The organism is Halarcobacter anaerophilus (genome assembly GCF_006459125.1).
Lineage (GTDB): Bacteria > Campylobacterota > Campylobacteria > Campylobacterales > Arcobacteraceae > Halarcobacter > Halarcobacter anaerophilus.
Map to the genome: position 1 here is coordinate 2,370,077 of NZ_CP041070.1, position 26,364 is coordinate 2,396,440.

A 26,364-nucleotide genomic window follows, 5' to 3' on the forward strand; every position below is an offset into this window, starting at 1 on the left:
ATTTTTATTGGTAAGTAAATGAAAGAAAAAGAGCTTAAAAATATTGTAGAGTGCGAACATTGCGGACTTTTTGTAGATATTTCCGAAAAAAAAGAGGATAATTTATTAAAATGCCCCAGATGCAATACAAAACTTCCTTTGACTAATAGCTACAGTTTTGATGCTTTATATTATTGTATTTCCGCTTTTTTTGTTTTTATTTTATTAAATATTTATCCTTTGGTCTCTATTTCAATAGTAGGCAAGGATCTTAAAACTACTTTGATTGATACGGTTTTAATTCTTTATAAAGAGGGCTTCTTTTTTGTATCTTTCGTAATTTTATTTACTATTATTCTCTCCCCTCTTTGCAGTATGTTTATCATCATCTACTCTTTTATTCACAACCATACGAGATTTGAACTTTTTCCCAACTATTATATTTACAATTTGTTTCACTTTTTTAAAAACTGGAGTTTTATTGATGTTTTTATCGTAAGTATTATAGTAACATATATAAAACTAATAGGAATGGTTTCAACTACAAAGTTTGATATCGGGTTTTATCTAATCCTTTTTTATCTGTTTTTATTTTATATGGCAAATAGAAAATTTAATATAAAAAAAGTTTTTGAAGAGAAATAATGGTTTTAATATCGTGTAAAAACTGCCATAAAGTGTATGAAAAAGAGGATTACACTCCTTTTGTTTGTGATAGATGTAAATATAAAGTAAGAAAAAGAAAAAAGAACTCACTTCAAATTTCATTTGCTTTGGTTATTTCTGCAATGTTTCTTTATATACCTGCTATGGTTTATCCTATAATGGATATTACTCAATTAGGGGTTGATAATGAAAGCACTATTATAGAAGGGATTATCAGCTTCTTAGATTATAAAGACTATTTTATTGCTTTAGTTATTTTAGTAGCTAGTGTGTTGATTCCTCTTATAAAACTTGTGGGTTTATTTGTGATTTTTTTATCCTTGATAATCTCAAACAAGATGGAAAACAGAACAAAATTGATGATATACAAAACAATCGAATTAATAGGAAAATGGTCTATGATTGATATTTATGTAGTTGCTCTGCTTGCATCAATCGTTCAATTAGGAGAACTATTTAGTATAAAAGGCGGGCTTGCTGCAACTTCTTTTACTCTGGTTGTAGTTTTAACAATGATTGCCGCAAATAGTTTTGATACTAGAATTATTTGGGACAAAAAGGAAAATGATGGAAAATGAAATAAATGAACCCATAATAGAAAAGAAAAGTTCAATCTCTTTTGTTTGGCTTTTACCGATTATAATCCTTGCAGTTTTAGGCTGGACGGTTTACGAAAGTTATAATAAAAAAGGAACAAATATAACCGTAACATTCAATAGTGCAGAAGGTTTAAAAGAGGGCATCACTCCCTTAAAATACAGAGGTTTGGAATTAGGAAAAGTAACTAAGATTGATATAAAAGATTTAGATAAAGTAGAAGTGAATATCTTAGTTAAAAAAGAGGCTGCTAAGTATGTAGCTAAAAAAGGTTCAAATTTCTGGATAAAAAAACCTACCATTACCCTTACTAAAATTACAGGACTTAATACTTTAATATCAGGTTATGAAATAGAGTTTATGCCCGATAAAGATATTGAAAAAAATCTTAATGCAAACGATGGGAAAACAGATTTTAAAGGTTTAAACTCTCAACCTGAATATCAATATGTAAAAGGAGGTTATTATATTACTTTATTGGCTAAAAACGGAGATAAAGTAAATAATGAAATGCCTCTTTTTTATAACAGTTTTCAAATAGGAGAAATAGTATCAAAAGAGTTAAAAAACAGTAATGTTTATCTAAAAGCCTATATTTATAAAAAGTATGAAAACTTAGTAAACGAAAGTTCAAATTTCGTATTAAACGATGCTTTGCATGTTACTTTCGGAGCAGGAGGTTTTTCTCTTAAAGTAAGCTCTTTATACTCCGCTTTAATAGGAGGAATAACAATCTCAACACCTCTTTTAGATGCAAAAAAGATTACGGAAGAGAAGCATTATCATCTTTATACTACAAGTGATAATTTAGAAGAGAAGATAGCTATTGATATAAGTTTTTTAAATGCCGAAGGTATAGGAGTTGATACACCCATTTTATACAAAGGGATAAATATAGGTAAAATTACAAATATAAGTTTGAAGAAAAACAGCGTAAAAGCAGATGCCTATGTATTTAAAAAGTACAAATATTTATTAACAAATAACAGTGATTTTTTTATAAACGAACCTGAAATTTCCCTTGACGGTATTAAAAATATCGGTACGGTTTTTACAGGTAAGTATGTAACTTTAAATTATAAAAAAGGAGATTTTCAAACAAGTTTTAAAGATAAGAATTTATCTCAAAAAAATAATGTAAATGATTTGGAAATCACCTTAAAAGCAAATAGTCTGGGTTCTGTTACAAAAAAATCAAAAATTTACTTCAAAAATATTGAGATAGGAAAAATAACGGAGATTTCGTTGGCAAAAGATTTTAAAAGCGTTATTATCAAAACTTTAATTTACGACAGATACAAAAAACTTATAAATAAAAATTCGATTTTCTATGATATGAGTTCAAAATTAATTGATATAAAAAATCTAAATATGAGTATTAACTATTCTGGAATAGACTCTTTGCTTAAAGGTTCTATTGCTTTAATTGCCGATAAAAGCTCTAAAAAGAGTAAAAAAAGTTTTAAATTATATAAAAGTTATCAAGAGGCTTATAAAATAAAAAAATTGAGAAATGAAGGTTTTCTTTTAAATGCCGCATTTGAAAACAGTTTTACTTTGAAAAAAGATATGCCCGTATTTTATGAAAATCAGGAAATTGGTTTTGTAAATGATATAAAATTTGAAGAGTACTACTCAAAAGCAAATCTTTTTATTTATAATAAATTTAAAAAATATATAGATAAAAAATCAAGATTTTATAAAAAGAGTCCTCTAAAAATTGATGCCTCTTTAAACGGTATTTTATTTGAAATAGGAGATATTTCATCTTTATTAAACGGTTCTATTTATCTTGACAAAACATCAATTAAAAAGTTGCAAGGGTATCAGATATATGAATCATATGACAAAATGAAAAGTAACTCGGATGTTATTTCCATAGTTTTTGACAATGATGTAGAAGGTCTTATTGAACAATCTTCAAAACTGATTTACAAAGGTATTGATGTAGGAAAAGTAATAGATATTTCATTAAGTAAAAATCAAAAAATAGTAGTAAAGGTACAGATATATAAAGATTTCAAATCTTTTGCAAAACAAGGAAATCAATACTACTTAAAAAAATCAAAAATTTCTTTACAAGAGGTTAAAAACCTTTCATCAGCCATTTTTGCGGTAAACTTAGGCGTTGTAAAAAACAGCAGCAAAAAGATGCAAAGATCATTTAAAGGGTATGATTCCATATCAAAAGTAAGAGATTCAAGTATAGGCAAAATATATAAAGTCGTCTCTTCACATGCTACAAGTGCAGGAGTCGATTCGCCTATATATTATAAAAATGTTCAAATAGGGAAAATCAATAGTGTTGACCTAAGCAGCGATGCTTCCAAAGTGGTTCTTGATTGTTTGATATACGATAAATATACTCACATCATCAGAAAAAATTCAAACTTTTATGATATCAGCGGTTTTAAACTGAAATTCTCACTCTTTTCTGGAACAGAAGTTAAAACAAACACTATCACAAGTATATTAAAAGGAGGACTTATGGTTATAACTCCAAAAAAATATGAAGAAAAAGCGGATAGCAAAAAAGAGTTTATTTTGAAAAAAGAGTTAATGGATGATTGGGAAAAGATAAGCCCAATCATCAAATAAAAGGATTAATTAAAAAGTAGCGATATACTCTGCTACTGCTTGAATATCTTCTTGGGTCATTGTAGAGACTTGGCTTTTCATTACGCCTTTCATAACTCCACCGTAAGTTCCCTCTTTATAACCGTTTAAAGAAGAGATAATCTCTTCTTTGCTCCACCCTTTTATAACTTTAGATTTTCCTAATGCAGGTTTTTCTGCACTTGCCCCGTGACAGCCGGCACATTTAAGATATATAGCTTTACCTTTTTCCAATAAATTGGCAGACTCGTCATTTGCATTTGTTTTTGTCGCAACTATATTGTTGATACTCTCTTCTATTTTATCTTTCGTATCACTTGCAGAGTTAACTACATCTTGAGTAACTTCTTTAGTTTTATCAACTACTTCAGCTGTTTTTGAAGCAACTTTTTGACTTACGCTTTTAACTGCATCACCGCTCACATCAGCAATTTTTTTTGATTCTTCAGCTATTTTTGAAGCAACTTCCGAAGTTGATTGTTTTACTTGGTCTACAAATTTCTCTTCAGGAGTTTTATTTTCGACAACAGATGTTTCAACCTCGGTTTTTGGTTCAGAAGCTTGTTCTTCTTGAACCTTTTTATCCTCACCGCACCCTGAAAAAAGTGCTACAGCAACAATAGAACTTAAAAAAATTTTTCTCATACTCATCCCTTAAATATAATAAGTTAAAATTTTACTTCCTTTTTATTAAAAATAGTTTATAAATTATTTTAATATAAAAAAGTAAAATACTATTTCTTGCTTTCCAATGGTTTGTAAGTAAAATTAAAGTTATCTTTTATAAAATCAATTTTTACGTTTCCGCCTTTTTTAAGTCTTCCGAATAAAATCTCCTCAGTTAGTACATTTTTGATTTTATCTGAAATAACTCTTGCAAGAGGTCTTGCTCCCATCGCTTTATCATATCCCAAAATTGCAAGCTCTTTTTTAGCTTTTGCACTAATTGAAATTTTGATTTTTTTATTTTCAAGTTGTTTTTCCAAGTCTTCTATAAATTTACCTGCTACTTTAGCAACTATATCCATATTAAGAGAACTGAAAGGAACTATTGCATCTAATCTGTTTCTAAACTCTGGAGCAAAGAATTTGTTTATTGCTTTATTTTCATTTAGACTCTCATCTTTTGCAAATCCCATTACGTTTGCTTCTGTTGCACCTAAGTTTGAAGTCATAATCAATATTACGTTTTGAAAATCTGCTTTATTTCCGTTATTATCCGTAAGTTCAGCGTTATCCATTACTTGAAGAAGTACAGACATCAAATCAGGATGAGCTTTTTCGATTTCATCAAGTAAAAGTACACAGTGAGGATGTTTTCTAATTGATTCGGTTAATAATCCGCCGTTTTCAAAACCTACATATCCAGCAGGTGCTCCTATAAGTCTTGATATTGTATGAGGTTCCATATATTCACTCATATCAAATCTTTCAAAATGAATACCAAGCTGAGTCGATAACTCTTTTGCAACTTCTGTTTTCCCAACTCCCGTAGGTCCCGTAAACAAGAAACTTCCTATAGGTTTTTTATCAATATTAAGACCTGCTTTGTTTCTTTTTATCGATTGAACAATAGTTGAGATGGCACTATCTTGTCCAAATACTCTTTTTTGCATATTTTTTTCAAGATTTCTAAGTAAAGTTATATCTGATTTTGTTGTAGATTTAGACGGAATATGAGCCATTCTTGCAACCGTATTTTCTACATCTTTTTGTGTAATTATTATATTCTTCTTATTTACCGTAGAATACTCGATTTTTTTACTAGCCCCAACTTCATCAATAACATCAATTGCACTATCAGGAAGAAATCTGTCGTTTATATATTTTTTACTAAGTTCAACTGCCGTTTCAATAGCACTTTTATTGTATTTAACTCCATGAAAATCTTCATATTTAGATTTTAAACCTTCTAAAATAGTAACCGTATCTTCAAGAGAAGGTTCATTTATATCTACTTTTGCAAATCTTCTGCTTAAGGCTTTATCTTTTGAAAAATCATTTCTATATTCGCTAAAAGTAGTTGCCCCTATACATCTTAATTTTCCGTTTGCCAACATCGGTTTTAAGATATTTGAAGCATCCATCGAACTTCCGCTTACGCTCCCTGCTCCTACTATAGTATGAATTTCATCTATAAATAAGATTGCATTTGGAATTTTCGTAACCTCTTTTAAAAGTCCTTTTAATTTTTTTTCAAAATCTCCTCTGTATTTGGTTCCTGCAACCATTGAACCCATATCAAGAGAAAAAACTTTTGCATCTTCTAAAAACTCGGGAACTCTTTTATTTGCAATTTCCAAAGCCAGACCTTCTGCTATTGCAGTTTTCCCTACTCCTGGTTCTCCTACTAAAATAGGATTGTTTTTCTTTCTTCTGCTTAAAATTTCAATAACTCTGTTAATTTCGCTGACTCTTCCTATTACAGGATCAATTTCGCCTTTTTTTGCCAAAGCGACAAGCTCTGTCGAGTTTTTATCTAAAACTTTATTCTCTTTTGAATCATCTTTGTCTTGCAATTCGTCAAAATCATCGGAATCCTCTTTGTGAGATATCTCTTCTAAGATATCCACTCTTTCTACACCTGCTGATTTTAACACATAAGTTGCATATGATTTTTCATCTTTTAAAATCGCTACAAACATATCTTCAACTCCGGCATTTCTTCTGCCGCTGCTTTGAGTATGAGCAACCATATTTTCAATAGTAGAAGTTAACGTAATTGTTTCAATAGGTTCATCTTCTATATTTTCAGGGAATACAGGAGTATTCTCTTCTATATGTTTTTTTATCTGATTAAAAATTTTATTTTTATCAAGTCCTAAATCTAACAAAAGATTTTCTATAACTTCATCATGGATAAGCATTAAAAAAATATGTTCAATTGTTAAATATTCGTGTCTACTCTTTTTTGCATAACTTACCGCTTGTGCAAATATATTTCTTAACTCTTTACTAATCATTATTCTTCTTCCATTATTGCTTTTAAAGGGAAGCCCTTCTCTCTTGCCAAAGTTTTTACTTGAGCGACTTTTGTAGCTGCTATTTCATGAGTATATATTCCACAAACTTCTTTTCCTTTGTTATGAATATTTAACATGATTTTTGTAGCTTGATCGACATTCTTTCTAAATACCTTGGTTAAAACATCAATTACAAAATCCATTGTCGAATAGTCATCGTTTAGTAAAAACACTTTATACTTCTTTGGTTCTTCAACTTCCAAATCATTATCAAGTTCAATTTCTAGTTCGTTTGCCACAATATACCTTTTTTACTTTTTATTGTATATATTATAACAAAAAAGAACTAAGCTTAGTAAAAGATATTGTTTATAAAATATTTTAAAGTTTATTTTATATTTGGATACAATTACAAATTTATGAAAGGATAACAATATGAATAGAATATTTATAAGTGGTACTAACACCGATGTTGGTAAAACTTATGCCAGCGAACAAATTTTAAAACATTATGCAAAAAAAGGTTTAAAAGTAGGATATTTTAAACCTTGTGAAACAGGAGTAATAGATAAACCTTTAGACGGTTCAAAAATGTTTGAACTTGTAAAAAAGTTAAATCCTGAGTTTAAAGTAACGATAAATGATGTGGTTCCATATCAGTTTAAACTTCCCGCAGCACCATATGTTGCAAAAAAAGAGCAAAATATAGATTTTGAATTTTTAAAAGATAAAATAAAATATTTGGAAACTATGTGTGACCTTCTTGTTATTGAAGGTGCCGGAGGATTAATGGTTCCTGTGTTAGAAGATCTGTTTATGATTGATTTAATTAAAATATTTGAAGCAAAAGCAGTTTTAATAGCGCCTTCTAAACTTGGATGCATAAATGATATTTTATTATCCATTGAAGCTTTAAAAAACAGAAAAATAGATTTTGAATGGTATATAAATCTTTATCAAGATAAAGATAGTTTTGACGAAGTTTCAAAACCCTTTTTAGAAAAACATTTTAAAACCTTGAAATATCTTCATGAGCTGGATTAATCCGGCTCACACCTATAAAAATTTTTTTAACCATTTATAATAAATTGCCACAAGAAAAAATCCTATCCCTAAAAATGCCGTTACAAACTCTAAAGAGATAAAACCTGCCATTATTCCTATAAAAAAAGTTGTAATAACATTTGAAAGCATAAATATCATATCATTGTATGAAATTACTCTGCCTAAATATTTATCTTCTACTTTTTCTTGAATTAAAGCATAAGTATAAGACCAAATAGTAGTAGTCAAAAATCCCGTTAAAAATACCGCAAACAAAGCAAAATAGAAATTAAACTGCAAAAATCCCCAAAAAATAATTGCAATACCTTGGAAAATAAAGATATAAAAAAGATTATCTTTATTTACTCTGTTTGTAATAAAAAGAGGTCCTATCATTAAAGCAAAAGCCCTGACCGCATTTGTAATTCCGATTGACAAAGGAACGGCAATAACATATTTGTACTCATTTTTTGCCAAAAGAGTAACTAAAGTATCAAAAGAGGTTAAACCTACACTTGCATGTAAAAAAAGAAGATGCAGCACAAGTTTATTGTTTTTTATATACAAAAAACCGTCTTTTATCATAGAGCTTATTTTCTCTTTTGTATGAATTATGTCAACTTTAAACTCAATATTCAAAAACAGAACTATTGCTACAACAAAAAACATAACATCTATTAAAATCGAAGTTTTTATTCCATAGGAATTTACTACTATTCCGCTTACTGCCATACCTGCTGCATAGGTAAAAGACCAGATTATCGAATGTATTTCATTAGCTTTTTGTAAAGCTTTTCCTCTGACTAATTTTGGAAGTAAAGACATCTCCGTAGAAAAAAACATTGAAGAACTGCCCATTCTAATAAAAATCAAAATCAGAAGTATCCACAACTCATCTTTACTGTCAATCGTCAAAAAAAGCAGAGTCATACAAAGTTCACTTAAAAGCAAAACCATCATCAAAGATTTAACTCTAAATCTATCAATAATTGCTCCTGAAAGAGGAGCAATAACAACAGCGGGTAAAAGGTGCATTGCAGTTACGATGGAAATTGCAAGAGCAGAAGAGCCGAAGTTTACAAGCATTGTATAAATTGCAACATTTGAAAACCAAGCTCCGAAATAAGCTATAAACTGCAAAAGTGAGAGTTTAGCTATTAAAGGATTGTTTTTTAAAAGTTCACTGTAAGTCAAGTTTTATTAATACCTCTTGAAACATTGCAGAAAAAGCTTGCTCGTCACTTTGATGGTTTGTCAAATAATTTGCTTTTTTATTCCCTGCAAAAAGTACGATGCACTCTTTTTTTATATCTTCATCGAATTTTAAAATAAAAGAGGCTTCACCAAATGAAGATTTTGCAATAACACTATCACCTTCATTAAAGTTGCAATCGGGGTTGATATATAAATAATTATCCTCTTTAAATTGTGAATTTAAGTTGTTCTTTCTTTTTCTAAAAAGAAGATAATATTCGTTTTTCTCTTTTTTTGTATAAAAATTTTCAACTTCAAGCTCTTCTAAGAAGTTGAATTTTTCTACTTTTGATTCATCTACAAACTCTTTTTTTGCATAATAATCAAAAGTCTCTTCAAACTTCGGTAAGGCTTTAAAACCGAATTTTTTACTCATATATAAAGAAAATTCATATTCACTTAAACTATTTTTCTGCTTTTTTTCAACGGCATAAGAGATTGCTTTATATTGATGCCCGTAAGATAATCTTACATCCTTTTTACTTTTAAAATTTGATGCAGGAATTATAATATCGGCATAAGAGCAGGTTTCATTATAAGTTGTTCCGAAAAACACGACAAAACTCTTTTTTAAACCTTCAATTACTCTTTTTGTATTTGGAGCGCTTACGACAGGATTTGCTCCTTGAATAAAGACTAAATCATATTTGGAAAAATCAACTTCGGGTAAAGAGACTTTTTTTTCTACATCTACTTTAAATTTTGCCTCATATGAATAAGCAGAATCTCCTAAATACCAAAGTCCGCCTTTTTGCTTATTATGAAGTCCTATAAAAGCTGCAAAAGAGTCTATTGCCCTTGTTATATTAACGCCTTCAAAATATTTTTGAACTCCTATTCCAAGAAGTATTGAAACTGATTTTCCTTTTATTATTTCAAAAAACTTTGTAATATCTTGCAAAGCTACGCCTGTTGTCTCTTCATAAGAGATAAGCGTTCTACTCTTTGCCAATTCTAGGAACTCTTTTGCATTTGATGTTTTAAAAAGCTCTTCATCTTCCATATGTTCCATATATGCAAATCTTGTTAAAAGTAATGCCAATTCATAATCCGTTTTAGGATTTATTTGCAGATGAAGTTCTGATTTTTTTGCAATAGGTGTTGAGACAGGATCCACAGTAATAAAGATTTTATCTTTTGTTAAGGAATACATATGCGGACTTGTAAGAGTATAATTTCTTCCCCAGACAATAATTACATCGGAAGCTAAAAGTCTCTCAAGAGGAGGATTTACACACTTTCCTCTTCCTTGTACGATTCCTTCATCCCCTGCTCCTTCGCAAAGACTCCCTTTGGTAAAAACTGAACCGTATTGCGCAAAAAAAAGTTTTGGATAAGCTTGCATAACTCCAAGATTTCCCGAACCTTTGTAATAAAGCGTATTTAAAGGATTCAACTCTTTTAATTTTTTACTAAACTCTTCTAAGGCTTCATTTAAACCAACTTTTTGTTCGTTTATATAAGCATCTTCTAAAAAATCTTCTTTTAGTAAATTTGCAAAATTTACGCAAAGTTTTGATTTTGTAGTAGGATGGTTTTTATTACCTTTGATTTTACCTTCAGCTAAAACTGCTTCACAAGCATCAAAGCAGTCAAGAGGACAAGCAATAGTATTATTTGAATTCAATTTTAATCAGCCTTGAAAAAGTTTTTGGCTTATTTATTATGATTTTTACTTTATATGATGAAATATGTTTTGAATCTGCTACATCGTATATTTTATCTATTTTTAAATCTGTTTTTTTACCGTTTAGAAAGATAGCTTTGTTTTTAACTTTTTCTATTTCTAAAATAGGAACATAAATTTCAAGCTTTCCTTGGCTTAAATCTTTTGCTTCATATAACAAAGTACCCGGGGTAACGTAATCCCCCTCTTTTACTTCAATATTATAAATATAAAAATTTTTTTCAATAAGTTTTTTGTTTTTTATACTATCTCTTAAATTTGCAATATTTATCAGAGTATCTGCTTTATTTACCTCTAAATTTACTACGTTTATTTTTTGGCTATCTTTTTCATATCCCGATTTAGATTTGATTTTAAGTAATCTTTGATAATTTTTATTTTGAAGTTTTATCATCTCATTTATTGCATCAAGTTTTTTTAAAGATTGTTCCAAATCTATTCTATCCACATAAGAATCAATTTCGATAATTTTGGTATTTTTTGCTCTTTTACCCTCAATATTTTTATTTGAAAAAATTACTTTTCCACTAACTGATGCTTTTATCGAATAACTCTCAATAGGCTCTAATTTTGCATAATACTCTTCGGCTAAAGAGAACGAAAACAGAAATAAAACAACTAATAAATATCTCATATAAACCTCTTAAATTTTAATCTCTTTTAATCTTTTTAAAATCTCTTTTTTCAAAATTTTAAAATCTTTGTCTGACTCACACTCAAATATAAGTTCATCTAAAACAGAATCTTTTTTCAAATAAGGAACCAAAACTTTCATTAATTCAGTTCTGTTTTCTGTTTTTTTCACCAATTTACCCAATGGAGTATCTTGTGAAACTTTTTTTGAATTTTGAACTCTAACAAATTTATATAAACCCAAAATTAATAGAGTCGTAATTATACCAAACAAAAAGTATTTAAGCTTATTTTCATATGATATTTCCTCTTTTTGCCCTTCATTTTTTTCTACTTTTACAATCGCTTTTTCTGCTTTTTGAAGTATTACTTTCTGCTCTTTTTTACTTTTTTCTACCTCTATTGTAAAACTTTGAGTTCTTTTTTCAACTACTTTTTGCTCTTTTTTACTAAAATATTTTAAAGTAATCCTAGGTATTTCAATAGAATTTTCAGGAACAATAGAAAAAACTTTTGAATATACTCCTTCATAACCTTTGTTTGTATATTTAGTCTTTATATCAGGTTTGTTATCATAAATCGTTGCATTTGGAATATTGAGTTTAAAATCCTCTATATCATCAAAATTACCCGTTCCCGTAATATTTAATTTTAATGAAATTGATTGGGATTGTTTGATTTTTGTTTTATCAACACTTGCTTTTATATCAAAATCACCTATTAGATTCACCCCTTTAGGAAGAGGTTTTACATTGAATTTCAGTTCATTTGAGTATATTTTTTCAACTTTTGGAACTGTTGAGAAGAAGCTAAAAGGATTTGAAGCGTCACTTTGCATCAACTGTGCATCGACTCTTAAAGGATTTATATTAAGCTCTCCGCTTTTTTGTGCAAAAAGAAGAAAATCCAGCTCTTGAACTATATAACCGTTTTGCTCATATCTTTGATTATTGCTGTTTATTTGTTTATACCAAAAATTTTCAAAATGAGGTTTTTCAAAACCAAGATTTGTAATTTGCAAATCTTTTTTATATTTAAATACAAGTTTCAGTAGCAGATCTTCACCTACATAAAGATCTGTTTTTGAAGGAATTAAAGTCAAATCAAAATTTGAAGAATCAGTTTTTGTAACTTTTTTTAAAACAACTTTTTTCGCTTGTGAAAAAAACTCTTTTCCGTCAATTTCAAATTTAAAACTAGGGATCGTAAAAGCAGTTGTAGGAACTATCTTATATCTTTTTTTCAGCTTCTGGCTATAATCTCCGTTTATTATTTGTACAGATTTTGAGGTACCTTGGTTTTCAACAACAAAACCGTCAATATCTTTTATCTTTGGAAAAGTTATTGAACTGCCTTCTACTTCAAACTCAAAAAAGTAAGGTTCACCTTTTACAAAACTTTGAGGTGCATTTAAAACAACTTCTGCATACAAACATATTTGAAAAAGAAAAAAAAGAAAAATAGACTTAAATAATTTCATTAAAATGCCAATGTCCCTTCAATTGAAAAGTTTGCTTTTGAATCAAGTTCTGCATGAGATAAAACGGCAATTTGCAGACCGAATTTTTCATAAATTTCAGAAACTCTTTTTCTTAAAAGAGGGTCAACAACCATTGCAACTTTTGTAAATCCTTTTGCTTCTATTTGCTCCAAAAGCTCTCTTGTTTTTGTAACTAGATTATTAATTTCGGCAATTGAAAGCATAAGCTGAGATACTCCGTGCTGTTCTTGAAGTTTTCCTATAAACTGCTGTTCTATATCCGGTTTTATCGTAATAATATGTAAAATATTATCATTATCTTTAAATCTTTCCGTAATAAGTCTGTACAGTTTGCTTCTTACATGTTCCAATAAAACATCGGGAGCTTTTGTAAATTCAGCTATATCCGCAATTGCTTCTACAATTGTCAACATATCGATAATCGGTATTTTTTCATGAAGAAGATCTTTGCAAACTTTAAGTAAAGAGCCGTAAGAAGTAACTTTCATAGCCTCTTCAACAACAATAGGAAAATCTTTTTTAAGCCCTTCTATAATATCTACGATATCTTGTCTTGTAATAATATCTTCTGCATGTTTTTTTATTAATTCAGATAAATGAGTCGAAATAATAGTAGGAGCATCAACAACGGTAAAACCTTTCATCAAAGCATCTTCTTTTTGTTTTGGATCAATCCAGGTTGCATCAAGATTAAAAACAGGTTCTTTAACTCTTATACCCTTTAATTTTTCATTTGGAACTCCACCCATAGCAAGAAGTTTATTAGTTTCTACTCTTCCTTTTGCAAGGGGAATTCTTTTTAAATATAGTTGATATTCATTCGGAGATAAATTTGAATCATCGGAAATTCTAATCTGAGGTATGATAAAGCCCAATTCAGCTGCTATTGATTTTCTAATACCTCTTATTTTATCCAATAATTCCGAATCTCCTTGTACAAGCTGCAGAAGTCTGATTCCTAGTTTAAGTTCAAGAACTTCAAGCTTCATAAGATTTTCTATAGTTTTTTTATCATCTGTTGAGGCAGCTTTTCTTTTTTTATCTTTTATATCTTTTACATCACCGGAAGGTTCAATTTTTCCTTTTTTCTCTTTTCCTGCAGAAAATAGTCTGGTAAGAGCATTATCCCTGCCCTCTTCTATCATATAGATTGTATAACCTATCAATACCATCAAAAGTCCCATAAGAATCAATATTCCAGTAGGAAATCCCGGTACAAAAGCAAAAAGAATCATACCTATACCTACAAGAATCAAGGATTTTGAATCTTTTACTAATTGGGCAACCGATTGATTTGCAAATTTATCTTCATCCATATTTGAACGAGTAATAATAATTGCCGTTGCAGTAGATAAAATAAGTGCAGGAAGTTGGGCAACGAGTCCATCTCCGATTGTTAAAATCGTGTATATCTGACCGCTTTGAGCAACTGTCATATCATGTTGAAAAAGTCCAATCAACAATCCACCGATTAGATTAACCAAAGTAATAATAATACCCGCAACGGCATCACCTTTTACAAACTTGGAAGACCCGTCCATTGCACCGTAAAAATTTGCTTCTGTTATAAGCTCTTTTCTTCTTTTTTGTGCCTGTTTATCATCTATAAATCCTGCATTTAAATCCGCATCAATAGCCATTTGTTTACCGGGCATTGAATCAAGAGTAAATCTTGCAGTTACTTCCGCAACTCTGGTTGCCCCTTTTGTTACAACCATAAAGTTGATTAAAACCAAAATGATAAATACGATAATACCGATTACCATATTACCGCCCACAACAAATTCACCGAAAGCTGAGATAATAGAACTTACGGCTTCGGGACCGTTATGTCCTTCACTTAAAATTGATCTTGTAGTAGCAATATTTAAAGATAATCTAAACAGAGCCAAAATCAGTATTATTGTAGGAAAAGTAGTTAAATCCGAGGGTCTTTGAATATATAAAGAGATAAGTAAAATCAAAAGAGACAAAGATAAAGAGATAACTAAAAAAAAGTCTAAAGCTCCTTTTGGTAAAGGAATAATAATAATCATTAAAATTGCAACAAAAAGTGCAACTACAAAGAGGTCTTTTGATAAAAATCTTTTTAAGTTCATCTACTATTTTATACTTATTTAATAAATTTTTTTAAAGATGATTTATCTGTTTTTTTAAGAGGCAATCTCTTTTTTATATATGAAAAAGAAGTATTTACAGTTGTTTGTATCATTTAAATACCTCCTTGAATTTTGCAACAATTTCATTGAAATTATATTGCTCTTTCATACTTTGAGTTAAGAAATTTCTTATTTTATCTTTTTTTGCAAGGGCATCATCTAATTCAGCATCCATTCCGGGTTTGTATGCACCAACTCTTACTAAAACTTCATTCTCTTTAATTAGAGATAATATCCTTTTTAGCTTTAAAAAATCATTATAATGATCTTCCGAAACGACTTTGTCCATTACCCTTGAAGCTGATTTTAAGATATTAATAGGAGGATAAAATCCTTGTTCGGTTAAATCTCTTGTTAAGACAATATGTCCATCCAAAATAGACCTGCTTTGATCTGCAATTGGATCATTCATATCATCTCCGTCAACCAATACCGTAAAAAAAGCAGTAATTGAACCTTTTGCATTATTTCCCGCTCTCTCCATAAGTTGCGGTAAAAGAGCAAAAACAGAAGGTGGATATCCACGGCTAACAGGCGGTTCTCCCGTACTAAGTCCTATCTCCCTTTGTGCCATTGCAAATCTTGTAACGGAATCCATCATTAAAAGTACATCATGCCCTTTGTCTCTGAAAAACTCGGCTATTGCCATTGCAGTAAAAGCTCCGTATTTTCTCATTAGAGCAGATTCGTCGGAGGTAGCCGCAACAATAATCGTATTTTCCAAATCATCATTTAAATTATAATGAATAAATTCAGGAATTTCTCTTCCTCTTTCCCCTATTAGAGCAACGACTTTTATCTGGGCTTCACAACCTTTTACTATCATTCCCATTAATGTCGATTTTCCGACACCGGAACCGGCAAAAATACCCATTTTCTGCCCTTTTCCTGCCGTTAGCATTGAATCAATGGCTTTTACTCCAGTAGAAAATCTTTCATCTATTATTCCTCTTTCTAATGCGGGCATTGAAAGTTTGTTTATAGCAGAACTCTCTTCTAAATCTCTTATTTTCCCTTTTTCATCTATTGGTTCACCCAAAGCATTGATAACTCTTCCTAAAAGTCCGTAACCCGCTTTTACGGATAAACCCTCTTTTTGTAAATATACTTTATCTTGAATTCTAAATCCGTCAATAAAAGAGAAAGGAACAATCGTAAAAGATCCCGATTCTATTGAAGCTACCATTCCTAATACTGTATAAAGGTGAGATTGAGACTCTATTTTTACGATGTCTCCTACTGCTACTTCGATACCTTTTGCTTTTATCGTGGTTGAAGAGATATGAATAATTCTTCCAAAAGGGACAAATAAGTTTGTTGAATCTATGCTGTTTAAAATTGAATCTATATCCATCTACATCTCATCACACATTTTTTTATAAAGGCTATCTTTAGTACCTTCTATCTCTTTACATTTATTAATAAATTCATCTCTTTTAATAGAGTTGTCAAAAGATTCGTAAAGTTTGATAATTTCATAATAAGTTTGAGCCAAATCATTGGGTTTTATTCTTCTTGAATAATCTAAAGCATCTAAAAGAAGTTCTAAAGCTCTTTGATTATTATTATTTGTCTGCTCAACTTTTGCAAGTTCAAGCTCGACAAAAGGTGAATAAACATAAGCATTTAACTCTTTTTGTTTTGTATATAGTTTTTTTAAAATATCTTCTGCTTGGGTTTTTAAATCTTTTTTTACCAAATAGAGATAATAGTTATAATAAAAATCTATTATAACAGGATTAGTTAGATTATCTTCAATATATTTAGGATTTTTATTTGCATAATCAAAATATCTATCAAGAGCCGCAGCATCATTTTTTTCATGTAAAATTAAGAATCTATATAAAAACTCTTTACTTAAAACTTTTTTATCATCGACCATATCAACTTTTGAAGAGAAATTCTGTGCATCATCATATCTTTTTAGAGCTAAAGCCATTCTCTCTAAGTAGAGATAAATATTCGGATCTCTGTCATTGTTAAAAGTATTTACAACTTGGGAATAAGATTTTTGGCTTGGAACTTCAATCAAACACTCAAAAAAGTCATCTTTTGTTTTTGGGTCTTTGATTAATAGTTCAAAGGTCTCTTCTCTTGCGGTTTTCAAAGCATCATCAAGAAGAAAACATTTACCTGTTTTAAGGTAACTCTTAATTAAATCTATATTTACCTCATCAAAAATTGCTTCAATAGATTCATAACCGAATCTTTGAGCTATACTATTTGATATCTTTCTATAGATTCTTTTTGATTTTAGTATTAACTCATACTTTTTTTTAATTTTATTATTTAAAAGCTCTTGAAGCAAAACTTTTTGCTGCATTGATTCCGAGGATTGATATTTTGTTGCTAAAACAGCAGGTTCAACCAGACCTTGTCTCATTATTATTTCATCTAAATACATTTTTGATTTTTCAAAATATATTCCTCTTGGATAATCATTTATAATATCTTTATACAACTCTTTTGCTTTTAAAAGATATTTATCTGTACCGTCATACATATCCATATAAGTATTTGCCAATTTATATTTAAAATCTTCAATAGCACTTGGTTTATCAGTTATTTTCAGTAATTCCTGTAATATTTCGACAGCAAACTCCGGCATTCCAACCTTTGTCAGTTTATCAACTTTTTCTAATGCCAAAAAAGAGTCTTGTGAATAATAATCTATATTCTTCTTCAAAACTTTTGAAATAAGATCATAAGCTTTTTCTCTTTGTCCGTCTAAAATATATACATCAAAAAGTTCATCTGCTACAAGAGTTGCAACCAACATATCCGTTGTTTCCGTTAAAATTTTGTATAAAACGTTAATTGCTTTTGTATAATCTCTTTGATATTTATAAATTTTTGCTAAATATATTTTCCCGTAGGCTTTTATTACCGGATTATCGAAATTGTTGATAATGATATTAGCAAAATATATGGCATCATCTGCTTTGTTTATATTCAATTTCAATTCTATTAGAACCATATAAGCTCTTGCTAAATCTTCTTCATGAATTTTAGAATCATTTATAGCATTTTCCAGCTCTTTTGCTGATTGCAAAATAAGTCTTTTTGATTTTTTCTTTAAAGATAGTTCTGCATACAAAATTATTAAATCAGATTCCAAAAGATTTATTTTATTTACTCTTTTAAAAGCCTCTATTTGAGAAAAAGCTTCATCTACTTTTCCCTCTTTTGAAATTTTTCTTGCGTGATTTATTATCTCAAAGCCATCGGCTATCTCTTGTTTTTTCTCTTCTGATATTTGATTTCCCGAAGAGTTTATAAAGCTAAAATAGAAATCTTTTTTTGCTTCTAAAAAGGAGATTAGTAAAAACAATGATATTAAAAATTTCAAAACTTACCTTTTTTTGTTTTTTAGCTCATATACATAAGAGAATATTTCAGCCATTGCTTTATAAAATTCACCGGGTATCTCTTGATCCACTTCGATCTGGGCATATATTGACCTTGCAAGTGATGGATTTTCTATAATAGGAATACTGTTATCTCTTGCAATATCTTTTATTTTTAAAGCGATAAAATCAATCCCTTTAGCTACTACTTTCGGTGCATTATCAACTTGATTGTCATACTTTAATGCAACTGCATAATGTGTAGGATTGGTAATAACTACATCTGCTTCAGGTACATCCGACATCATTCTTTTCATTGCCATTTGCATCTGAATTCTACGGATTCGACCCTTTACTTGAGGATCCCCTTCCATATTTTTAAATTCATCTTTTATTTCTTGTTTACTCATTCTAAGTGATTTGAAGAAATAATACCTCGTAAAATAAAAATCAATTATAGCAAAAATTATTATAATAAGAAGTATAGCTGCCAAAAAGTACCCTGTTAATGTTATTATTGTATATATCGTAGCATGCAACTCTTTATCCATCATCGCCAAAAATGCTTTATACGTAAGCATAAAAACAACACACATAACCGCAAAAATAATAATTAATTTAAGTGTTAATTTTAAAGCTTCTAAAGCTTTTTTAAGTCCAAAAACTCCTTTTAAACCCTTTATAGGATCTAATTTTTGCAAATCAAGTTTCAAAGGAGTTGCTAAAAATCCAAATTGACTCCAGTTTGTCACAAGGGCTAAAATGATAACCAAAGAAAAAAGAGGAAGCAAAGCAATTATCAAAGTTATAACTGTAGTATACCCCAAAGAGTAAAAAGTGTTTCCACTCATATCTTGACCGATAAAACCGTATGTAAAAAGCATCAGTTTTCTTATTCCATCAACTGCTGAGCCTGAAAAAAAAAGAAGATAAATTGAGCCGAAAAGTAAAATTGCGGCTCCTGTCACTTCCATTGATTTTGGAACATTACCCTCTTTTTTTGCATCTTCAATTTTTTTGGATGTGGGTTCTTCTGTTTTTTCTTCTTCGTCTGCCATTAAATTCTACTTTACTGAAATTTCGTTATTAAATAATTAGTAAAACTATCTACAAAGATATCCATACCTAATATTAAAAATATAAATATTAAAGCAAATTTTAGCTGAAAAGTAATAACAAAAGGTGAAAAAGCAGGCATAGATTTAGTTCCGTAACCATAATATAAATCCATAATAAAACCTATAAAAAACAGAGGAAGAGCAAAAGCAAAAGCAAAAGCGAACATTCTGTTTATTTCATCTATAGCAATTTGTATCCCGTCATAAGAAAAAATATCAAAAGTTCCTAAATGTATTATAGAGAAACTTTTTGACAAAATAACTATGGTCATTTCATACATTCCGGTTTCGAAAAATATCATAAGTGCAATCCAATAAAGTAATCTGCTCACTAATCCTTCATTTGAACCTGTTGAAGGGTCAAACATACTTGCCATAGATAAAGCTGTTGCATATCCTACAAAATCCCCGATAATTCTAACCGCACTAAAAACTACATTTAAAAACATTGCGGCAATAAAACCAAGAGTTATTTCACTGATTAAAGAAAGAAGAAATCCTTCTTGGGTAAAATCCCCTTTTAACTCAACAATGGGATATAAAAATATTGTTATAAAAAAAGCAAAAGCAACTCTGATTGAAGAACTTATTGAAGTATGATTGAAAATCGGCAAAAAAACTACAAAAGCTAAAATTCTTGCAAGAAGAAGTAAAAAAGAGTATAAGGTCTGTTCGTTAAGAAGAGATATAAGTTCTTGCATCTACATATAGTTTAAATCTTCAGCTACATCCTGATTTTGAATTATTGATTCCATAATCTCATCTGAAGAGTGTTGTTTTGAATTATTTTGAGTATTTGGATTGTTATCTTCTTGAGAATAAGTCTGACTAGAGTTCCCGCCTTCCATACTAAAATCTAAATTAAAAGAGGTCTGATTTTGACCTGAATTAAAAGTTTTATGAAGAGCATCTCTTAAAGAACTTTGATTCTCAACCATAGTATCGTGAGTAGAAGATTGAGATAGAGTTAAATTAATAGAAAGAGAATTTTCTTTATCATTTTTCATTAAAATTGCGATATGACCTAACTGAGCAGGAATAAGATTTATTCTAAAAGCTGTCACAGGAGGCTTATAATTTTCATACATACTTCTTGCAATATCCGACATCATCGATGATAACTGCTGTTTTGCACCTATAATTCTGTTTTGAATCGATAAAGCAAGATTTGAATTAACATTTATATCCACACTCTCGTCTTTTGAATCTGTTGTATTATTTGCCGTATTTGAAGATGAAACTTGTTTTGTTGTTTGAAGAGCTTCATCTATAACTTTCTCTGTTTTAGTCGTATTCAGTGCTAATTTATTCAAAATAGAACTATTACTCTCTACTCTTTGTTTTATCTCTTTTATTGAACTCTCTTCATCAATTTGAATATCAAAATCTTTTAATCCCAAATCAAGAATTTCCGCACCCTCTTTTACATCTTTTAAAGATTCTGCCTCTTTTAGAGTCTTAACCCCTTCACTTTTATTCATAATCATTTGGGATAAAACAGAACTTTTTTGTGTACTTAAAAAGATATTTGTCATAAAATCATTTGATTTTTGAGAAGAATTTTGTTTTTCACTCTTTTCTATATCGTTTGGATTTTTATTTAGAAGAACACTCTCTTTTTTTTCTTGAACTAAAGGAGTTATGAAATCTTTTTTTTCACTTTTTTCAGCTCTGTTCTCATCTTTTGTTTCATCTAAACTATTTTTGTCTAAATTAACTCTTTGTTCTGTTTTGGAAAGTGCTTCCTCATCTAAAGAGTCTAAAGTTTTGTCACTTTTAATCTCTTTTATCTGTTCTTCACTCTCCTTAATATTCTTATTATTATCACTATTTAAAGTTTCAGAGAGATTTTGTTCTTTTGTAGTTTTTATTTCAGCAGTCTGTCCGGAAGGTTTTTGAAGTTCATTTTGATTTAAAATTTTTTCATCTGCTTTTTTATTCTCTTTAGGGCTGTTTTCATTTTTTTCTAAGTTAAGATCTGGCTTTGCGTTTTTTACTTTTAGATCTTTTTCTTGCTCTTGCTGTAGATTTTCATCTTTTGATGATACTTTATCTTCCGTAACTTTTTTTTCAATATTATTCTTTTCTAAATTTTCTTGAACTTTTAAATCATCATTTTTGATATTTTTGTTTTCTATATTGCTATTTAGATTTTGAGTATTTTCTATATTTTTTTTAGAAAGGCTTTCTTTTTTTATTTCAAAATTATTATCTGTTTTTTCGTTTTTACTATTTTTATCTTTATTTAAAGTGGATTCTATGTTTTTTAAACTTTCTAAAGAAGTTTCATCTTTTAGATCATTTTTATTGTTTATAATATTTTTGTTTTCATTTTGTTCTTTTTTTAAATCATCTTTTTTGGGCACTTCTTCTGTATTTAAATCTTCATCATCTTGGACTTTTTCATCATCACTTTTTAAAAGTTTTTGTTCATCCGTCTCTTTTTTTTCTGTTTCAACTTTTTTTAAATCATTTTTGGAAACTTTTTTATTAGCTTCTAATATCATTCTATCCAACAAAGAACTAGTAGTGTTATCTTTTTTTATTTCACTTGTTTTTGAACTATCTTTTTCTTGTTCGTTTATTATCTCTTTTTTAACCGTAGAATCTTTTTTTGTTTTTAAAGTATCATCTAAATCTTTATTATCTAAATTCTTAGTATCTTCTTTTAGATTATTTTTAGCTTGAGAAGAGATATCTTTTTGTGTTTGAGTTTTTGTAGTATCTTTATTTAAACTTTTTTGTGTAGAACTTTCTTCAAGATCACTTTTACTTTTTATTAACAAAGAATCAAAAAGGGAAATACCTTCTTTTTTAGATGAACTACTTGAAGGAGCATCTTTTTTATTACTAATTTGATCTTTAGCAAGAGGTAAAAGTTCTACTTGTTCACTCATTTTCTACACTTTTATAATATCTAATGTTTTTGTATCAATACCTTTGTGGGTATTAAAAGTTGCAACATTAGCTTCATATGAACGCATAGCTTCGATTAAATCTACCATTTCAACAACAGGATTTATATCAGGATATGCTACATAACCTTCTTCATTTGCATCGGGATGAGAGGGTTCATATCTCATAACAGGACTTGCATCGTCCTCAACAATAGATTTTACCCCCACTCCCCTTAAAGCTAAATCAGAATTTTCATTTAATTTTTTATCTACTTGGCTTGCATGTTTTTGTTTCTCGTTTAAAAGAACCTCTTCAAAAACTACATTTTGTTTTTTATATGGTCCACCCTCTGCCGTATGAGTAGTTTTCGCATTTGCAATATTTGCACTTACGACATTTATACGAGTTCGTTGTGCAGACATTCCTGAAACTGATACGTTATATCCATCAAAAAAACCCATACTAATCTCCTATATTAAACTTGCATACTGTTGATTTCTTTATATGCCGCTATTGCTTTGTTTTTTACTTCTAATGCTAATTTCAAAGAGAGATCTGCTTCTTCTATTTTTTGAACTGCTTCTTGAAGATTTTTAACTTTTCCCGTTGCAATACCTTCCATGGCATCATAACCTTGAATTTGTGAATCATTTACTTCATTTACTGCATCTTTAAGCATATCAGCAAAACTTTTATCCCCTGTGTTCTTAACTAGATTTGATTCTTGTTTAGTCTGTAAGGGACCTATTGAACTAGAAATTGATGATATATCCATTTTATTCTTCCTTAAGTAGTTTTATTACCGACATTTTGTGCCTCTTGCACACCTAACTCTGCCATCATTTCATTGATTTTTTCTTCATTATATTTAAAATCAAGCTCTTTACGCTTGCTATCTAAATCAAAAAGTAAAATTATAAGGGAGAGCATCATATTGGAAACTCCTTTTAGAACTATTGTTACTCCAATAATCCCAAACATCATCTCTAAAGGAGTGTAAAGGTCTGCATTTAGTACAAAGAAAATAAGCGTAGCAAAAAAGCCTGTTGCTATATATAGTCTGAAGATACCGCTATTTATAACATTTTGAGAGAATTTTTCTACTACCATAATATCCCTATGTTAGATAAAAAAGTATTAAATGCCGATGCAAACACCAATAAACCTTACTTAATATTATTTAGTAATGAATCAATCACTTTATGAAATTGTTTTGTTATTTCATCGTTAATAAACTCATGAACAAATAGCTTTCTTAATCTTGACGTCGTGGAAATATTTGATGATGTTGAAACATTACCTATATATTCTACCATAAAATTTTGATTTAACCTATTTTTTTTTGCCAAATTTACCAAAGAATTGGCAATAGTCTCTCCGATTTTATAGTTTTTTGTATGATTAAAACAGATAAAAAGTCTCTCTTTATGTACAGAAAGCATTTTCATTAAAGCATAAACATCCGTAAGTGCTGAAGGATCAGTAGTCGTTAAAGCCAGAACATTATCGGATATTAATAAAAATTCTTGAACATATTCATTTAATCCCGCACCCGTATCAATTAGTATTAAATCATATTTATTTAAACTTTTTAGATCATTAACGACTCTTGTTAAAACTAAAGAATTTTTTAAATTTGCATACTGATAGCCGCTTTTACCTGCAATAAGAGTAATGTTTTCATAAGAAGTTTGCGTTAAGATCTCAGTTATAGTGTTTCTGCCTTCAATATAATCAAAAAAAGTATAACGAGGTTTTAAATCAAATAAAACTTGCATATTTGCAAGTCCTATATCTGCATCTATAACGGCAACTTTAAAGCCTCTTTTTGATAACAAATAAGCGATATTTGCAGTAAAAGTTGATTTTCCTACTCCACCTTTTCCGGAAGTTATAGTTATGATTTTTGTTTTTGAATTAACTTCTTTATTTCTAGTTAGATTTAATAGTTTACTGGCCTGATTAGAGATTGAATTAAACAATAACTATCTCCCTATACAAGAGTTATTCATAAAACAGTTTATTAAAAAAGTAGAATCTGATACAATTAAATCATCGGGCACATTTTGTCCTATTGAAAAATATATAATTGATTTTTTTGTTTTATGGGCAAAAGAGATTAAGTTTCCGAAACTTTTTGTTTCATCAAGTTTTGTAAAAGTTAAGTAGTTAATATTCAGTCTGGAGTAGTTTGTATAAATATCTATTAAATCACTATGTTTCACATTTGCAGGAAGAACAAGAACTTTTTCAATAGGCAGTTCATGCACTTTTTCTTGATATTCGTTAATCATCTCAATTTTATCAACATCATATTGGGAAGAACCTGCTGTATCTATAAATATATAATTACAATCTTTTAATCTAAGTAAAGCCTCTACCAATTCTTCGGGTTTTTTTACAACTTCCAAAGGAAGTCTCATTATATTTGTATAAGCTTGAAGTTGTTCTATTGCACCTACTCTAAATGAGTCTAAAGTTACAATTCCTACTTTATAATTTTGTCCTAATTTATACGCATATCTTGCTGCAAGTTTTGCTATTGTCGTTGTTTTCCCGACTCCTGTGGGACCTACCATCATAATAATTTTTCTTTGATGTTTTCTTAAAGGAACTTCTTGCTTAATAGGGATAATTCTTCTAAGCACTAATTTAAAAAAATCATTCACCTTTTTAGGGTTTGTTTTTAAAGCTATAGGTAATTGTTTAATCGTTTTCTTCATAATAGTATAGGTCATCTCTTGATCAAACTCATTTTGTTCAAAAAGATTATACATATCAACAAATTCGGGAGGTATTGTTAAATCATAAAGTTGACTTTTTGGATCCCATAAAGATTTTTGAACCTGCATTATTGCATCTTGCATTTTCAAGATTTCTTCTTTAAAGTCATAAAACTTTACATCCATTTTTTGATTCGATTTTGAACCGCTCTTTGAAGCCGAAGTTGAAAGTTTTTTTGTATGTTTCAAAGGTTGTTGCTCATCTTCTAAGGCAACTACAACTTCATACATATCTTTGTTGCCGTCAACTGCACTTGATATTTTTTTTGTTGAGACTACAATAGCATCTTCTCCGCACTCTTCTTGTGCATTTCTTAAAGCTATTGTCGGAGTTTCTCCTAAAAAAGAGAGCATATTCATTCTATTCTTCCATCTTTGTAAATTTTCTCCACTTTGCCGTCGCTTCTCTTTATTTTTATATATTCATCATTTTCAAAAATTATTTTCCCCGGTTTTTCTATTTGGATAGCTCCAAAATTAAATAATACTTTATTATTTTTATCTTCATAAATATCTTTTGTACAAATAACCGTACCTTTTTTCAAATATCTTGAAGCTCTATATTTTTTCTCTTGAAAATCTTTAATACTAAGCGGTGTACAATATTTTCTAACATTGTTCACACTTGTTTTATAGAGTTTAGAAGCGCTTAATTCTTCTTTAAAATTAATATCTTTTTTATTAACTAACACATCTATCGCAAAAAGTTTAAAAGATAAAAAAAATAGAAGAATAAAAACTTTAAGCTGTGACATTAAATACTGTTCCCCCGTTATTATCACTAATATCTTCGACAATATCTTTATACATTTTTTGTATAGGTTCCACAATTTGAGCAAGCTTTCTATTTAACTTATAAAGATTTTTCAACTCATTTTCCAAGTTGTCAACATAATCTCTATAAATATTTACATCAACTCCTCTTTGCATCTCTTTTACGATTTCTTGGTTAAGTTCCTGTTTATATTGTGCAATTTGCTCAATCATTATCTGTTTTTCATCATTTCTATCTAAAAGAGCTTCATGTCTGGCTTTTTTAATATCTTCAATATCCAGATTAATGTAATTTTGCATTTTAACCACTAACTCAATCATGTCATTTACAATTTTTTCAACCAT

24 protein-coding genes are annotated in these 26,364 nt (G+C 29.2%); 4 read left to right on the forward strand and 20 right to left on the reverse strand.

Annotated elements, in window-relative coordinates:
* The first annotated feature begins 18 nt into the window (after nt 1-18).
* Genes AANAER_RS11815 through AANAER_RS11825 form a run of 3 tightly spaced genes read left to right on the forward strand, consistent with a single transcriptional unit; the run spans nt 19 to nt 3,840 of the window.
* Nucleotides 19-624: a paraquat-inducible protein A gene (locus tag AANAER_RS11815; protein ID WP_129082075.1), complete on the forward strand. Its 606-nt coding sequence runs from the start codon at nt 19-21 to the stop codon at nt 622-624.
* Entirely contained in the window at nt 624-1,223 is a 600-nt protein-coding gene (locus AANAER_RS11820; protein WP_129082076.1) for a paraquat-inducible protein A, read from the forward strand. Before AANAER_RS11815 ends, AANAER_RS11820 begins: the two co-directional genes overlap by 1 nt.
* Entirely contained in the window at nt 1,213-3,840 is a 2,628-nt protein-coding gene (locus tag AANAER_RS11825) for an MlaD family protein (protein ID WP_129082077.1), read from the forward strand. Before AANAER_RS11820 ends, AANAER_RS11825 begins: the two co-directional genes overlap by 11 nt.
* Nucleotides 3,841-3,849: 9 nt before the next feature.
* On the opposite strand, the gene AANAER_RS11830 is transcribed toward AANAER_RS11825, so the two are convergent.
* The 3 genes from AANAER_RS11830 to clpS all read right to left on the reverse strand — a co-directional run bounded on the left by AANAER_RS11830 (nt 3,850) and on the right by clpS (nt 7,120).
* The gene (locus AANAER_RS11830; protein WP_129082078.1) at nt 3,850-4,503 is read right to left on the reverse strand and encodes a c-type cytochrome; all 654 of its coding nucleotides are present in this window, start codon (nt 4,501-4,503) and stop codon (nt 3,850-3,852) included.
* An 89-nt stretch (nt 4,504-4,592) separates the two neighbouring features.
* Nucleotides 4,593-6,821, reverse strand: coding sequence for an ATP-dependent Clp protease ATP-binding subunit ClpA (gene clpA / locus AANAER_RS11835; protein ID WP_129082079.1), 2,229 nt, complete (start codon nt 6,819-6,821; stop codon nt 4,593-4,595).
* Nucleotides 6,821-7,120 carry an ATP-dependent Clp protease adapter ClpS gene (gene clpS, locus AANAER_RS11840; RefSeq protein WP_044417543.1) on the reverse strand — a complete coding sequence of 100 codons (300 nt, stop codon included), beginning with the start codon at nt 7,118-7,120 and terminating at the stop codon, nt 6,821-6,823. Before clpS ends, clpA begins: the two co-directional genes overlap by 1 nt.
* Before the next feature lie 136 nt (nt 7,121-7,256).
* Between clpS and bioD the strand changes: the two genes are divergently transcribed.
* Nucleotides 7,257-7,865: a dethiobiotin synthase gene (gene bioD, locus AANAER_RS11845; RefSeq protein WP_129082080.1), complete on the forward strand. Its 609-nt coding sequence runs from the start codon at nt 7,257-7,259 to the stop codon at nt 7,863-7,865.
* A 12-nt stretch (nt 7,866-7,877) separates the two neighbouring features.
* Here bioD and AANAER_RS11850 read toward each other — a convergent pair whose 3' ends face one another.
* From AANAER_RS11850 to AANAER_RS11930, 17 genes are all read right to left on the reverse strand, one after another.
* Nucleotides 7,878-9,059, reverse strand: coding sequence for an MFS transporter (locus tag AANAER_RS11850; RefSeq protein ID WP_129082081.1), 1,182 nt, complete (start codon nt 9,057-9,059; stop codon nt 7,878-7,880).
* Complete coding sequence (locus tag AANAER_RS11855; protein WP_129082082.1) at nt 9,046-10,746, reverse strand: molybdopterin-dependent oxidoreductase; 1,701 nt, start codon at nt 10,744-10,746, stop codon at nt 9,046-9,048. The genes AANAER_RS11850 and AANAER_RS11855 overlap by 14 nt, the downstream gene beginning before the upstream one ends.
* Nucleotides 10,733-11,440 carry an efflux RND transporter periplasmic adaptor subunit gene (locus AANAER_RS11860; protein WP_129082083.1) on the reverse strand — a complete coding sequence of 236 codons (708 nt, stop codon included), beginning with the start codon at nt 11,438-11,440 and terminating at the stop codon, nt 10,733-10,735. The genes AANAER_RS11855 and AANAER_RS11860 overlap by 14 nt, the downstream gene beginning before the upstream one ends.
* A 9-nt stretch (nt 11,441-11,449) precedes the next feature.
* Complete coding sequence (locus AANAER_RS11865; protein ID WP_129082084.1) at nt 11,450-12,919, reverse strand: BatD family protein; 1,470 nt, start codon at nt 12,917-12,919, stop codon at nt 11,450-11,452.
* Nucleotides 12,919-15,039 carry a flagellar biosynthesis protein FlhA gene (gene flhA / locus AANAER_RS11870; protein ID WP_129082085.1) on the reverse strand — a complete coding sequence of 707 codons (2,121 nt, stop codon included), beginning with the start codon at nt 15,037-15,039 and terminating at the stop codon, nt 12,919-12,921. Before flhA ends, AANAER_RS11865 begins: the two co-directional genes overlap by 1 nt.
* Nucleotides 15,040-15,148: 109 nt before the next feature.
* Nucleotides 15,149-16,453: a flagellar protein export ATPase FliI gene (gene fliI / locus AANAER_RS11875; RefSeq protein ID WP_129082086.1), complete on the reverse strand. Its 1,305-nt coding sequence runs from the start codon at nt 16,451-16,453 to the stop codon at nt 15,149-15,151.
* A complete protein-coding gene (locus tag AANAER_RS11880; protein ID WP_129082087.1) occupies nt 16,454-18,448 on the reverse strand; it encodes a tetratricopeptide repeat protein in 1,995 nt (664 codons plus the stop codon).
* Between the two features lie 3 nt (nt 18,449-18,451).
* Nucleotides 18,452-19,504: a flagellar biosynthesis protein FlhB gene (gene flhB / locus AANAER_RS11885; protein ID WP_129082088.1), complete on the reverse strand. Its 1,053-nt coding sequence runs from the start codon at nt 19,502-19,504 to the stop codon at nt 18,452-18,454.
* An 11-nt stretch (nt 19,505-19,515) separates the two neighbouring features.
* Entirely contained in the window at nt 19,516-20,265 is a 750-nt protein-coding gene (locus tag AANAER_RS11890; protein ID WP_129082089.1) for a flagellar biosynthetic protein FliR, read from the reverse strand.
* A complete protein-coding gene (locus AANAER_RS11895; protein ID WP_129082090.1) occupies nt 20,266-22,461 on the reverse strand; it encodes a flagellar hook-length control protein FliK in 2,196 nt (731 codons plus the stop codon).
* Between the two features lie 3 nt (nt 22,462-22,464).
* Nucleotides 22,465-22,923, reverse strand: a complete 459-nt coding sequence (gene flgC, locus AANAER_RS11900) for a flagellar basal body rod protein FlgC (protein WP_044417520.1) — start codon at nt 22,921-22,923, stop codon at nt 22,465-22,467.
* Nucleotides 22,924-22,937: 14 nt separating this feature from the next.
* Nucleotides 22,938-23,237, reverse strand: coding sequence for a flagellar hook-basal body complex protein FliE (gene fliE, locus AANAER_RS11905; RefSeq protein WP_044417519.1), 300 nt, complete (start codon nt 23,235-23,237; stop codon nt 22,938-22,940).
* A gap of 11 nt (nt 23,238-23,248) precedes the next feature.
* The gene (locus AANAER_RS11910; RefSeq protein WP_044417517.1) at nt 23,249-23,572 is read right to left on the reverse strand and encodes a hypothetical protein; all 324 of its coding nucleotides are present in this window, start codon (nt 23,570-23,572) and stop codon (nt 23,249-23,251) included.
* 56 nt (nt 23,573-23,628) lie between these two features.
* Nucleotides 23,629-24,444, reverse strand: coding sequence for an AAA family ATPase (locus AANAER_RS11915; protein WP_044417516.1), 816 nt, complete (start codon nt 24,442-24,444; stop codon nt 23,629-23,631).
* A 3-nt stretch (nt 24,445-24,447) separates the two neighbouring features.
* Entirely contained in the window at nt 24,448-25,605 is a 1,158-nt protein-coding gene (flhF, locus tag AANAER_RS11920) for a flagellar biosynthesis protein FlhF (RefSeq protein WP_129082091.1), read from the reverse strand.
* Nucleotides 25,602-26,000, reverse strand: coding sequence for a hypothetical protein (locus AANAER_RS11925; protein WP_129082092.1), 399 nt, complete (start codon nt 25,998-26,000; stop codon nt 25,602-25,604). Before AANAER_RS11925 ends, flhF begins: the two co-directional genes overlap by 4 nt.
* A complete protein-coding gene (locus AANAER_RS11930) occupies nt 25,987-26,364 on the reverse strand; it encodes a hypothetical protein (protein WP_044417513.1) in 378 nt (125 codons plus the stop codon). The genes AANAER_RS11925 and AANAER_RS11930 overlap by 14 nt, the downstream gene beginning before the upstream one ends.